Consider the following 14,848-nt stretch of genomic DNA (forward strand, 5'->3'; position numbering starts at 1 on the left):
CCGGGAGGCGACCCGCCCCTACCGCCACTACCGCTTCGACGTGACGGTGGTCGTCCAGCCGGCCGACGGCGCCCGCCGGGCGCTGCGCGTCCCGGTCCCCGCCGGCCTGTACGCGATGCTGCCCCTGGACAAGGACGGCACCCTGGCCGGCGGCCTGGAAGAGTCCCTGCCGGCCCTGTTCGGACCGAAGGCGGAGGAGCCGAAGGCAGAGATACCGAAGGCGGAGGTACCGAAGGCGGAGGGGCCGAAGGCAGAGATACCGAAGGCGGAGGAACCGAAGGCGGAGGAACCGAAGCAGGCGGAGCCGACACAAGCGGAGCCGGCGCGGGTGGACGCCGATCAGCCGGTCACCGGCGACGCCGACTCCGTCGTGGCCCCCGTCCCCGTCGACGAACTGCTGGCGGGCGTGCGGATCGCCCGGCACGAGGACCGTCCGCTGGCGGTGTGGTTGCCGGGGGCGGAGGGGCTCGCACTCGACGAGGCGACCCTCGACCGGCTGCCGGAGCTGGTACCCGAGGACACCGTGCTGCTCTTCGGGGAGCCGGACGCGGACGGCGGGCTGACCGTGGGCGGCCGGCCGGTCACGGTGTCCGCGCTGGCCGGCCTGCTGGCGGTGGCCGTCCCCGGGCACACCCCCCTCCTGGCCACCCCGCGCGCCGACCGGATCGCCGGCCCGCTGGCCCGGACGCTGGGCGTGCCGGTCGTCGCCAGTGCGCACGGCGTCGTCCTCGACCCGGCCGCGGGCGCCCTCGCGGCGACGGCCGCGCCGGAGGCGACCGGCGAGGAGGCCGGGGCGTTCCTCCGGTTCGACGGGGAGAATCCGGCCGGCCTCGCCGTGTCACCCGAGTTCCGGACCACCCCGTGGACGCCCGCCCCGGCCGTGGCCGCCCCGCCCGCGGCCACCGGCACCGCGCGGCAGGACGCCCGGGAGCCCGCCGCGCAGCCGCCGCCCGTGCGGGATGCCGGGCTGGGCGACCCGGTCGAGGTGCACCCGGCGGCGCGGACCATCGGCGTCCCCCGGGCCGGGCTGCCGTATCTGCCCGAGGTGCTCGCAACCCTGCGGACCCTGGCCCGGGACGCCGGGCTGAGCGTGCCCGAGGGGGTGTGGAACCTGCTGCCGCAGCGGCTGCTCAGCAACTACCGCTACCTCGTGCCGGGTACCGGTGGTGGCGGGCTGCTCGTCCCGTTGGGCGGCGCGGAGGCGCTGATCGAGCTGGACCCGCAGGACCCGAGGGCGGTGCGCCACCCGGCCGCGTCGTACGACGGCGTCTCCCGGACCGAGCCCGGAGCCGCGCGGCTCGCGACCGTCCCGGAGGAGGACGAGGGGGAGGAGACGGCGGCGGCGAGCGAGGACGGACCCAAGGGCCTCGTGCCCGAACGCGCCGCTGGTCCGGAACGGTTCCACGCCAACGAGACGATCAACGCCTCGTACCTGACCGGCGCCTTCGTACGCACCCACTCCGGTCCGACCAGCGCCACCCGCGGCGGCGTCTCCCTGTCGTTCGGCATCGGTCTCAGCCCGGGTGTCCTCCAGGTCGCCAGGGTCGGCGCGGGCATCTCCGGTACGGCCAACGCCTCGTCCAGGTCGACCAGTTGGGTCGGTGACGCCGAGGGCGGGCACGTCGAGGCCGCCAAGGCCGACTCCACGATGATCGCCTACCGTCCGAAGTGGACGGTGCGGCTGCGCACCGACGCCGACCGCCGCTGGGCGGACCTCGCCCCGGTCGAGGTGGCCACCGCGGGCGACCGCCGGCTGCTGCTGTACGTGCCGGAGTTCTACCTGGAGAAGGCGCCGGCGCAGGTCGTCGCGGACGGCGTCGGCGAGTCCGGGAAGCTGCTGCCGCGGGTGTACTACGCCTCCGGTCTCACCGGCCTGCCCGCGCTGTTCGACGGGATCGTCGCCGCCCTACGGGAGCAGGGCGTCGCCCTCCCCATCGGCAGCGTGCCGCGCGACGAGCTGCTGCAGAAGCTGTGGAACCTCGATTCCCACCTCGACGAGTCCGTGGTCGACGAGCACGGCTACCCCTTCACGCTGCACGACCGGTACGGCAAACCGGTCGCGACGGTCCAGGTGCACACCGAGCGTCACGCCGGGGCCACCCGGATCGGCGCCACCAGCGACAAGGCGCCGATCGAGAACGTCAGAACCGGCATCGACGGCACCAACGGCGCGCACACCATCGGCCGGTCGACCACGCTCAGCGTGCCCTCGGCCGAGGTGAACCTGCTGCCGCTGCCGTTCGTGAACCCCGCGCTCGGGCTGGGCGTCAGCGCGTCCCTCTCGATGACCTGGAACGCGTCCGACGGCGTCAGCAGCGGCCGTACCGGCCTGAGTGTCGTGGTGCCCCGCGACACCGGCCTCAGCGCCGCCTACCTGCTGGAGTTCAGTTACCGCGCCCAGGTCGCGGGGCGCGGCGCCCGGCCGGTCGGGACGCCGAGCGTGCGCGGACAGGGCATGGTGCGCGTGCCGGAGGCGCAGGCGTGGAGCCACGGCTTCCCGGTGGACGAGGAGGCACTGCGGGCCCCGGAGGTCACTCCGCAGGCCGATCCCGGGGCCACCTCGAAGACCGTTCCGAAGGCCGCCTCGCAGGCGGCCCCCGAGGCCACGTCCGACACCGGCCCCCGCAAGGTGCCCTTCGGGCCCGATCTGATCCGGGGCAGCGAGCGCGACCCCGCCGACCCCGTACACGTCGACCTGCCGCCGCACGTCAAGGAAGGCACCGGCATCGGCACCGGTGTGGTCGAGTTCGAGGAGAGCGCGGTGCGCGAGCTGCACACCTCGCTCACCCGGGAGCTGCACCGGCTCGGCTTCCTGTCCGACGACCGGTCGGCGCCGCTCTCCGACGCCCGCTGGTGGTCGCACGCCGCCAAGGTCGACAGCCTGCTGCAGAACCACGAACTGCTCGACAAGTACGTCTCCCGGCGCGGCCTGGAGTCGCTCGTCGACCTGCTGCTGCAACACGGCGTGGTCCTCTCGATGACCCGGCTGCGCGGTCTGCTCGGCGTGAACGTCGACGCGGACACCGTGAAGATCACCCTCCGCGCGACACCCAGCGAGGAAGAGGCACCGCGGTTCCTCGGCACCACGAAGACCCGGCCGATCGTCTACCTCGCGATGGGCATGGACACCGCAGGACAGTCCACCGGCGGCAGCCGGCAGATCGGGCTCAGCGTGCGGTTCCGGGCCGGGTTCAACCAGCTCAGGGCCGCCCCGGTCGGGGTGGACCTGAAGCGGACCGTGGGCGCCTCCGACTCGGTCTCCTTCCTCAACAACCGGCCGGAGCTGCTGGAGTACAACGGCGTCGTCAACAAGCACGCGCTCTACTACGACCTCACCGCCACCCTGGAACTCCAGCACTCCGGGCTCCAGGGCCGCGTCCGGCCGGGCGCCCGCGACCCGGAGACCATCAGGGTGCCCCGGCAGCGGATCACGGCCTACCTGCCGCCCCTGGACGCCCTGCCGGGCGCCGCGGTGCAACCGGAGACCACGACCACGACCGCGGCCTCCGTGCTCGACCGGGCGGTGATCTACCACGTCGACGCCTCCGGTCTGCACGACGCCGCGGTGGCGGTACTGGGCGACCTGACCGGCCCGCAGGGCCAGGCCGACGCCGAGCTGCACTCCTTCACCAGCGCCATCCAGATCCGTTCGCACCTCAAGGAGATCGTCAACCGGCGGTACACCAGCGACCAGTTCTTCGACACCGGGTTCCGCAACACCCACGCCGCGGTCGACGTGCGGGCCGGCCTGGGGCCGTCCACCCTGGTCGGGGTCCTCGACGACTTCGTGCTGGGTGACATCGGCCTGTGGATGACCCAGACCAACAGCACCGACACCTCCTCGGCCGGCCTCGGCTGGGCGCAGGCGGGCGCCACCGTCGGCGGCCCCGCCGGTGACGGCACGGTCCAGGGCGAGGTGGGCGCGGCCCGGAACTGGCAGTGGAACGCCTCCACCAGCCGCGGGCAGACCGGCGCCGAGGAGATGATCCGGCTCAGCTTCGGCCGGGGGTACGTGTACCGCGCGGCGGCCGACTTCGAGGTCCGCAGCCGCTTCGAGGCGACCGCGAAACTGCTGCCGTCCACCTACCGGTCGAGCCTGCGGGAGGTCCGCGGCAACACCGTGATGTACGTCCTGCCCGAGCCGGACGCCCTGGAGCGGTACGCCGCCGACGACCTCCCCGTCTCCGACGAGCGGCTCGCCGACGTCCTGAACCGCTGGTACGCCGGAGAGGTCAGGCTCAGCGGCAACACGGTGGCGGGCGTGCTGTCGCGCTGGGTGCGCGACCGGCCGGAACCGGGCGATCCGGGTCCCCGGCCGCTGACCCTGGAACGCCACTCGGTGGTCCGGGCCTTCGAGAGTCTGACCACCGGCCGCCGCCGACTGGCCGAGACGCTGGCCCGGCTGCACGACAGCGGTGCCCTGCCGGTGCTCGACGAGGGGGCCAGGACGGCGTTCGGCGAGCGGTTCGGGCTGTCGCTCGGCGACCCGGAGAAGGCCTTCCCCGAGAGCGCCTTCCCCGAGTACCTGACCCGCGAGGACCGCGGCGGCGCGATGCTCGGGCACAGCACGGTGCGCGGCGTCACCTACGACGACGGCCGGTCGACGTACGACATCGTGCGCGAGCAGGTGGACCGGGTCGCGCCGGGACTGCTGGCGGCCGAGCCCGAACTGTGGACGGGGGACGGGCGCAGGATCGGAAAGCTCCAGGGCGCCGTCAACATCCTGCAGTCGCTGCTCGCCGAAGGCCGCGACTCGGCGATGTGGGAGGACCTGCTCTCGCCCAACGGCCACACGTTCTACCTGATCAACCCGATCGGCTGGCTGCTGTCCGACGTGGTGGAGATCAACCTCTCCGACGTCCTGACGTCCGCCCCCGAGGTGTACGACTTCCGTCCCGACTCCGGCCTGGAGAAGTACGGCCACGGCTACGAGAGCACCGCCGTCTCCGCGTCCCGCGACGTCGGCCAGAGCTTCACCGCGGGCAGGTTCGGCGGCGGCGAGACCTACACGTCCCACAACGCCGGCGTCGGCGTCGGCACCGGCGCCCACCGGGGCACCACCCGGGCCGAGACCGCGACCACGGAACAGACCGCGTACGCCTACGACGGCACCCGCCTGGCGCGGCTCCGGCACCGGTTCACCGCCACCGCCAGCCGCCTGAACACCGTGGGCGGGCCGCTGAACAAGGCGCTGAACGGACTGCACCGCAGCCTGGACAAGGCCCTCTCCGCCACCGCCGCCACCACCGCCACCGCCACCGTCTCGGGCGTGCTCGACCTCCAGGTCCCGCGCGGCCTGAGCGAGTTCCGTCCGCTGTACGGACCGTCACCCGCCCGCGACCTGCGGCCGCTGCCCGAACTGCCCGGCGACGCCTACGTCGCCGGCACCCTGCTGGACGACGCGCTGCCGGCCGCCGTACGCCTCGTCCGGCGCCTGTTCGGCACCCAGGCCCGCCTCCCCCTCGTCCTGCGGCAGTTGTTGAGCCGCGGTCACCTGACCAACCACCTGGTGCAGGCCGCCGCGGGCCGCCGCCACCTGCTCACCGACACCCTGTTCGTGCCGGGCCACTCCTCGCGCCGGGCCCGGCTCCACATGAGCGGCGACCTGTTCGACCTGGAGGTGATCGGCCCGGTGCACGGCACCGGGACCGGCCGCTACACCAAGCACCAGAGCGGTACCACGGTCAACGCCTCCACCGACAAGTACCGTCCCGTGGTCAGCGGGAGCACCTCCGCCTCCGGTGTCGTCGCTCAGCACGACCCGGCCAAGTCGTCGGACGGGCACGGCTTCCCGCCGTACACCGGGCAGGGCGGCGCGTCGTCGTCGTGGAACACGGGCAGTTCGGTGGCCGGCGCCGGCACCGAGAACTACCGGCGCGAGCAGCACGTCAAGCAGCAGGGACCGGTGTTCCTGGTGCGGCTGCGCGGCCGCTACCGGCTGGAGGCCGAGCCGTACGTCCGTAACCTGCTGGGCCCGGACACCACCCGGGACGGCGGCGTCGTCATGCGCAGCGACCCGTTCACCGGGGACGTCTACGTCGAACTGTTCCAGGCCGAGACCGAGGAGCTGCGGGCGCGGCTGCGCGGCACGTCGCTGCCCCCGGCCCTGCCGGCCGGGGCGTGGCAGAAGCTGGCGCAGGCGCCCGCCTTCGACCTGGCGGCCCTGGTGCGGCAGGCCGCCGACGAACCGGGTGTCACCACCACCCGCCTCGCCCGGGCGGTGGCCCGCCAGGTGCGGGCCGCGGACCCGGCGGGCGGGAAGAAGGGGCAACTGCCGGCGGTGGTGTTCCGCCTGGACCTGGCGGCGCTGGAGGAGCACGCCCGCCGCGCCACCCTGCGCTGGGCGCGGGCGGCCATCCGGGCCGACCTGGCGGAGGCGCGGACGCTGAACCCCGGTGGCGTCCGCGAGCCCAGGAGTCTGGAGCGGTACGAGCGGATGCTGGCCACGCCCCCCGGCGAGGCGGCGGAGCGGATCGGGATCGACGAGATCCTCCGGGAGGTCCACCGCATCCGCGAGGAGCTGACCGGGGACCTCGGGCCCGCCCGGCCCCCCGTCGAGCTGCCGCGGCTCGTCGCCTTCGCCGCCCTCTCCACCGACTATCTGGTCCGTGACCTCGCGCACGAACTGGACCTGCCGGTGCGCGCCGACATCATCGAGGAGCACGGCACCCTCGTCCGCCGCTGGGCCGAGCCCTCCGGCCGGGTCCACGCCTTCGACCCGCTCGACCAGGACGGCCCGGGGGTGCGGACACTCACCGTGCCGCAGGCCGAGAAGGCCCGGCTGCTCGACCCGGCCTCCGTCGCGCTGGTGGCACGGCTGGGGCTGGACGACACGGAACTGGCCGGGCTGTACCGCACCTCCTGGGAGCACCGGCGGACACTGGTCGGGGAGATCGAGGCGGAGGCCGCCCGCCGCCGGGAAGCCGCCGCCCCACCGCCGGCCGAGGACACCGCCGACCGCACGGAGGAGACGGCCCCCGACGCCGCCGCCGAACGCACGGACACCCGGACGGGCACGGACGCCCGGACGCGTACGGACGCCCCGCCGCGCACCGACGAGGCCGACCGCGCCGACATCCCGGTACGCACCGACCTCCAGGCCGTGCCCGAGGCGGTGGCCGACACGACGGCGTCCGCCGCCCCCGCCCCGGTCACCGTCTCGGCGCCGACCGCCCCCTCGTACAGCGCGCCACCGGCCGGCGCACTGTCGGACGAGCGGACGCGGACCCCCGCCCCCGCACCGGACTTCTACGCCCCGCCGCCGGACGAGGCCGCCACCGCCCTCGCGGCCCGCCTGATCACCACGCCCGGCGACGGTGTGCGCCGGCCCGTCGCGGCCCGCAACGAACTGCTGCGGCAGATGACCCGGGTCCTGCACGACCCGGCCGTCGCGGCCCGGGTCGGCGCCTCCGGGGTCCGCGTACTGCTGCTGCCCCGGGGCGAACACCTCACCGACCAGCCCGGTCACCAGAACCTGCGCGACCTGCACACCCACGACCCGGCCGGCGCGGTCCGGCCGCTGCGCGAGACCCGCGGCCTCACCGACGTCGAAGCGCGCCTGGTGGTGGTGGCCGAGGAGAACCTCCTCGGCCAGGACACGGGGATCGACGGGACCGCCCGCCACCCCGACGGCTACTCCACCGTCACCCACGAACTCGCCCACCTGGTCTACTTCTTCGGCCTGGACGAAGCGGACCGCGCAGAGGTACGCGCCGCCTACCGGAACCGGCTCGCGCTGGACCGGGACACCGAGTGGGCCGACGGCCCCCGGCTGGACACCGGCGGCCGACCCGTCGACCCCTACGCCGCCACCAGCGCCGAGGAGTACTTCGCGCAGACCAGCAACGCCTACCTCGGCGTCAACCGGGGCCACGATCCGTACACCGGCCGCCCCCGCAACAACGGCGCGGCCTGGGTGCGGGCCCACGAGACCGAGCTGGCCCCGCTGCTCGGCCGGCTCTACGGCGACCGCCCGGACACCGCCCCGCCCGCCAACCCGGTCGCCGCCGTCCGGGCCGAGGACGAGGCGCTGGCCGCGGCGAGCGACCTCGACCGGCTGAACCCCCAGCCCCGGCTGGACCTCCAGCCCCAGTCCCGGACGGAGCCCCAGCCCCGGCTGGACCTCCAGCCCGGGCTGAGCAGTTCCGTCACCGCGTTCGGCACGGACCGTGCGGGAGCGCTGGGACTCGTCCATGTCGCCCCCGTGCCGGAGGAGACCGTGGCCTGGCTGCGGGAACTGGTGTTCCGGCAGGTCGAGGGCGGCCGGGGCACGGACGCGGACTTCCGCCGGGCGGTCCGGGCCACCCTGACCTCGGCCCGCCTCAGCAGCGAATGGGCGCACCTGTTCAGCGAGCACGGCCTGCCGCTGCGCGTGCCCTACCGGGGCACCACCTACCCGGTGAGCCTGCGGTTCGCGCTGTCCGCGCCGCGCCGGGTGTCCCCGGACATCGAGGAGATGCCGGACGGCCCGCCGGTCAACATCCAGCGCTGGATGTTCGGGGTCAGCGAGGCCGGCATCACCGACTCGGTCGGTGACCTGCGCTCGCTCGCCCTCAGCCACGGGCACACCCTGCCGTTCGCGCCCACCGGGTGGTTCCGCCGGCTGACACTCGCCCCGCAGGTCACCCTCACCCACAACCAGACCACCACCTCGGTCACCGCCGGCGCGACGGTGCAGCCGATGATCCTGCTGCGCAGCCGGGAACGCTCCTGGCCGGTGGAGTACACGCTGCACGCGCAGGTACGGACCAACGAATCGCTCACCCGGGCGATCACCGGCCACGCGGCCACCGACCAAGCCGTCACGGACACCTCCACCATGGACACCTCCACCACGGACGCCCCGGCTGCCGCGGGGTGGGTCACCCCGTCCCTCGACGGGCAGGACACCGCGGCCCCGGCGCCGCTGACCGTCTGGTTCCCCAAGCACCTCATCGACGACGAACCCGACCCGACGGTCATGACCGGCGACGACCCGGCGCGGCTCCCCGCCTCGATGTCCACCCTCCTCGAAAAGGTCCCGCTGTTCGCGACGGAGGCGGTGCACCACGCCGACCGGCTCCTCTCCGACCTGCTGCGGTCCTTCGCCGGCGACCTGGCCGCCCTCTCCGAGGCATCCCTCGACCAGTTGCGGCAGTTCCTGGACGAGGGGGTCCTGCGCGGCAACCTGCCGCTGATGTACGACGGCCACCACAGCTCCCCGACCCTGTACGCCAAGGACGGCTCCGTCATCGGCATGGTGCGGATGCGGGCGGAGGTCACCCAGCGCACCGGCGCCGAGGCGCTCGCCGGACCGGCCACCCGCAACTCGGTGCTGGAGTCCCACGTCCTGCGCTCGGTACGGCTCTCCGGCAGCGCCGCGATCACCAACGCGGCGGGCTTCGGCCTCTCCGTGGGCGCCGGGTTCGCCGCCGGCGACCCGGACCCGGTCACCGGCACCGAACCGACCGGCTTCACCCTGACCGGACAGGGCGCCGTCCAGCAGCAGGTCACCCACTCACTGACGGCCGGCGGCAGCGCCCGTACCTCCCATTCGCTGCGTACCGGCGCGCCGCTGCTGCCGGTCCACGCCGAGGTGGTCTTCCGGGCCACGCTCATCCGTGCCGAGGGGCTGGAGACGGGCCCGGAGGCGGGCACCCCGCTGGCCGAGGGCGTCCCGTACCCGCTGACCCTGCGGGTGCCGTCGGCCGCCACCGTCTCCGGCGCCCCGGAGGCCACCCGCCACCTGCCGCCGGAGATCCTGCACCTGAGGGACCCGGGCGTCTCCACCACCGCGCTGGCGGTGCGGGGAACCGAGCGGCTCTTCGACGACCTGGAGACCTGGCTCGGCGACCACGGCTTCCTGCCGCCCCGCCGGGGCCGGATCGGCGGCTGGTACCACGGGCCCGTGTACGGCGCCGTCCACCTCCAGCGGCTGAACAACCTGCGCAAGCTGGACCAGATCCGCTCCGGCATGGGACTGCGCGCCGGGTTCGACGAGATGGTGGCCGGCGGCCACCCCGTCTGGTTCGAGCTGCCCACCGTCACCGGCGTCCAGCGGGTGTCGTTCCGCGTCACCGCCGAACGTCACTACGAGCAGGACGAGGAGCACGGCGGCGTCACCCACGACCTGCACCTGGCCAAGGTGCAGACGCTCAACTACTCCGGCGCCACCGTGGTGGGCGACGAGCAGCTCACCCGGGTCCCGCTGGCGCTCAGCGGCACCGTGCAGGCGTCCCTGACCAACCCCTTCGACGGCCACGGCAACCTGTGGGCGCAGGGCCTCACCCCGGAGTACACCTACAGCCGTCAGTCGTCCACGGTCACCGGCTCCAGCGCGGGCACCGGGCAGGAGTTCTACGCCCTCAGCCCCAGCGGCGAGGGAGAGGGCGTCCACGTGCACACCCTGCCGGTCACCTACCGCACGTCGATGTCGTACAGCCACGGCCCGGCCATGGCGCCCGCCGAGGCACGGGGGCAGGTCAGCCTCGCGGTGCCCACGTACCGGACCCTGGAGCGGCCCGCCGAGCCGCAGCCGGCCGCCCGGCCGAGGCCCCGCCCCTTCACCGAGGCCGACGCGGACCGTATGACGGACGGGGTACGGCTGCCCGAGACGGCCTGGGTGGACCGGGTCGGCGGCAGCCAGGCGCTGCGGGAGGCGGTGACCGAGATGCTGGCCGCCGCCGGCCGGGCCCGGGAGACGGCGGAGGGCACCGAGCTGCGGCCGATGCCGGGCGCCTGGCCCGACCCGGTGCCGGACGCCCGGGCCACCGACGAGGCGGCGGCCGAGCCGGCCGCGGCCCCGGCCCAGGACGGCGTGTCGCGGGCCGTCCGCTTCCTCACCGGCCAGGCGGCCGGCGCGTTGCGCTGGGCGGGCGTGCTGGCCGCGGGCGAGCGGACCGACGCCCCGCACGGCGTCGCCCAGGAGGTCGTGGAGGCGGGACTCTCCCCGCACCACCTGGTCGCCAACGCCTACCGGATGTTCAACGACAGCTACGTGGTCGAAGGCGCCGTCACCTCCGGCGTACTGGCCGGCACCGACATCATGGTCCAGGTCGAGGCCAGGCTGACGGACGTGGCGGAGAAGCCGCGCCCCGGGATCATGGACTACGAGCGGTGGACCCAGTCCACGGACGCCGCCGCGGACACCCGTAACACCACCACCGCGCACGCGGCGGGCGCCACCCTGGCCGCCGACTACGGCTATGGGCGCGGGGCCGTCGCCCCGTCCGGTCACTACGCGCACCGCCGTGCCACCACCGAGGGCACCACGGTGAACGACATCTCCGCGGTCTTCCGGGTCACCACCGAGAACGACGTCGACGCGCGCCGCTTCGGCGGCACCGTCCGCTACCAGGTCACGGTCAGCTCGGGACTGCGCAACGTGGTGGCCGGGACGGTGGCTCCGGGGCCGCGGTTCGTGGACACCCGGACGGTCGAGATCCCCGACGCCGTCGAGTTCCTGCTCTCCGCCGACGACCTCACCGCCCACCCCGAGTTCCGGCTGGACGGCGTGAGCGAGCCGGACTCCGCGGCCCCGCGGGACCGCGCGCTGCCGTCCTGGTTCCGGGAGAGCGGCGGCCAGATCGGCTTCGGAGCCGTGCTCGAGGTGCGTCCGACCGCGGTCGTGGACGAGGAGCCGACCCCGCAGACCCCGAGGGCCGGGACGGAGCCGGCGCCGCAGCGGGACGTGGAGGCGCAGACGCCGGCCGTCCGGTCCGAGGAGACGGGAGGCGACCGGTCGCTGTTCGAACGGACCGTCCAGCGGCTGGTCGAGCAGGTCGCCCCCGGCAGCACCGTCCCCGGCAGCGCCACGTACCTGCCCGGTGTCCGCTCGCGGATCAACGAGCACACCACCTCGCTGGGACTGCGCACGCTCGCCAACCACGGCCCCGGCGGACACACCGCCTTCCACTTCGTGCACCGCTCCTGGCTGGGACCGATGCTGGTGGAGGTCGCCCTGCGGGCCCGGCCGGACCAGAACCTGGACACCGTCCGCGGCCGGCGCGCCGCCGGCAGCCAGGGCCTGGACAACGTCCTCGGCCACAGCAGCGGCGACGGCGCCTCCCTGCCGGTGCCCGGCAGTACCCGGCAGTCCCGTACCACCACGACCTCCGACTCGGCCGACTTCTCACCGGTGGTCGAGCGGGGCGCCTTCCGGTACCGGCCGACGCTCTCGGTGGCCCGGCAGTCCGACACCGTCGAGACGGCCACCTCGGTCCGGGAACGGCGCGCCTGGCAGCGCAGCATGAAGGACATCTCCAAGTTCGAGGTCCGCTACCGCTACCAGGTCACCGTCTCCGCCCGTCCCATGGACGAACTGCTCACCGGAGTACCCCTGCGGGTCCTCCACGGCGGCCTGACCGACCTGGTCGACGGGGTGTACCGGCGGCTGCCCGAGGGCGCCCGCACCTCCCTGCGGGCCCTGGCCGGCCGGCTGCCCCTCCCCGTACGGAAGGTGTCCGCCACCGTCGCCGCCGACGTCGTACTGCACTTCAACGGTTCGGACACCCCCGCTGTCCCCGTCGCGACGGAGCGGCCGGTGCGGCCGGCCCTCTACGAGAGCGATCCGGCCCTGTCGGCAGCGGTACGCCCGGGGGAGACGGTCGTCGACATGGAAGTGCCCCCGGAACTGCGCGACCGGCTCACCGGCCCGAGGTGGATCCCCCGGCGGCCGTTCTCGCTGTACGACCTGGACGCCCTGCCACAGCTCGCCGAGGCCCTGCGCGCCGTCGACCCCTCCCTGGGCCGGCCGCGCGCCCTGCCGACCTCCCTCTCGGCGGAGGGCATGCTGGTGCGCCTCACCCAGCTCGCCCGTACCGGCCGCCTGACCCTGCTGCACCCCGCCGCGACCGCGCCCTACCTGGGGCAGCCGGGCACGGGCGGCACCTCCCTCCAGTTGTCCCTGTACGCGTCGAGCAGTGAGGCGGGCAGCAACGACACCGCCCTGGACCGGGTGGAGATCTCCACCGACGGCTCGGTCACCCAGGCCGGGGTGGGGACCACCTCGGCGCTCGGCTTCGGGTTCAGCGCCCCGCTGGACGCCGCCGCCACCGACCGGCTCGGTCCCACCGTCCCGGTGACCGGCCAGCACGTCAGCGCCGGGCTGACGCACACCCAGAACGTGCCGCGCCGCGAGATGCTCCGCTTCGGCACGCCGCTCGCGGGCGCCCAGCAGGGCGCCCAGGGCCACCAGATCCGTGCGATCGGCGTGCTCCGGGTCACCGGTCCCGACGGCACCCGGTGGGTGGTCGGCAACGTGGTGCTGCGCACGACGGAGGCTCCGCCCGACCCGTCGGCCCCCGCCGCTCCGCACGCCGACGCCGACCTGCGCACCGAACCCGACACCCCCGCCGGCCCGAGCGGCCCACTGGCCCCGCTCCGCGCCTTCCTGCCCCGGCGCCGGCAGCGGAACATCCCGGCCACCGGGACCCGCAGCCGCGGCCACCACCGCGAGGAGCCGGCCACGACCGTACGCGGGCCGTCCGACCCGCGCCCGGAGGAGCCGGCGTTCGGAGAGCTTGAGCCGGTGCCGGAGGAGCGAGAGCCGGCTTTCGGGGAGCAGGTGCCGGTGCCCGGGGACGACGGAGCGAACCCACCGGCCGACCCACCGGCCGACGTGCCTGCCGACGGGCCCGCCGACGTGCCGCCCCGCGTGCCTGCCGACGGCCCGGCCCGGCCGCCGCACGTCGTCGTCGGCCTCTGACCACCCCACCGGGCGCGCGGGCCACCGGGCCGCGGGGCCGTCCCGGGGGCGCCTCAGTCCCGCGGCCCGCTCGCCGGGTCGCGCATACCGGCCGCGATCGCGCGGATCTCGTCGAGCACCGTCACCACCGCGGGCACGGCCGCCATGTCCGGCCACAGCAGGGCGTAGGTGCGGCGCCGGGGCCAGTGCCGCAGCGGGCGGTGCACCAGGCCGGGGGCGACATGGGCGGACAGCGCCATCTCGCTGACCAGGCTGATGCCCAGGCCGGAGGCGACCAGGGCCTGGATGGCGCTCACATCGTCCACGGTCGCCGCGATCCGCGGCTCGAACCCCAGGTTGGTGCAGGCGGCCAGGAACCGGTCACGGAAACTCTCCATCACCCAGTCCCGGCCCGCGAGTTCCGAGAGGTCCACGGTGTCCTGGCCGGCCAGCGGGTCGTCCTCACGCATGAGCACGCACCGGCGGTCGGTCATCAGCTCCTCGCGCCGCATGGTCGACTCGCCCTCGGGCAGGTCCTCGTTCTCCCAGTTGCACAGCAGCCCCAGGTCGGCCTCGCCGGTCCTGATCTGGTGGCGGGCCTCCACCGGTTCGGCCTGCGTCACCGTCACCCGCACCCCGGGACGGCGCTCGCGCAGCCGGGCGATCAGCTCCGGCACGAGGGTGACGCAACTGCTCTGGAAGGCCACCAGCCGCACCAGCCCGCCACCGCGCGCCACCAGCGAGGAGACCTCCTGGTCCACCGCGCGCAGGACGGAGAAGATCGCGTCCGCGTGCTGCACCAGCGACCGTCCGGTCTCGGTGAGCCGCAGCCCGCGGCCGATCTTCACGACCAGCGGAGTCCCCACCGCCTGCTGGAGCTGGCGCATCTGGTAGCTGACCGCGGGCTGGGTGTACCCGAGGGACACCGCCGCCGCGGTGTACGAACCGGTCCGGGCGACCTCGGTCAGGACCTTCAGTTGGTGAATGTCCAACATGGGCGAACGATAAGCGACTTTGATGCGAGCGCGAAAATATCCTCGTTGGACACCGGGAACCGGGGTTCGATCAAATGGCATCAGCAGGTGAGCCGTACGACCCCCACTCGCCGCCTCCCCGCCTTGCGGCTCCGCCCGCAGGAGTTTTCCGAGGCCGTCGCGCACCGCCGCGCGCACCCCCTCTTCCGCC

At 74.6% G+C, this 14,848-nt stretch carries 1 protein-coding gene; it reads right to left on the reverse strand.

From position 1 onward, the window contains the following. Positions 1–13,737 precede the first annotated feature (13,737 nt). Positions 13,738–14,658, reverse strand: a complete 921-nt coding sequence (locus tag ABEB00_RS20350) for a LysR family transcriptional regulator (RefSeq protein WP_345621325.1) — start codon at positions 14,656–14,658, stop codon at positions 13,738–13,740. Positions 14,659–14,848 lie beyond the last annotated feature (190 nt).

Origin of the sequence: Streptomyces ziwulingensis, from assembly GCF_039542605.1 — a bacterium.
Lineage (GTDB): Bacteria > Actinomycetota > Actinomycetes > Streptomycetales > Streptomycetaceae > Streptomyces > Streptomyces ziwulingensis.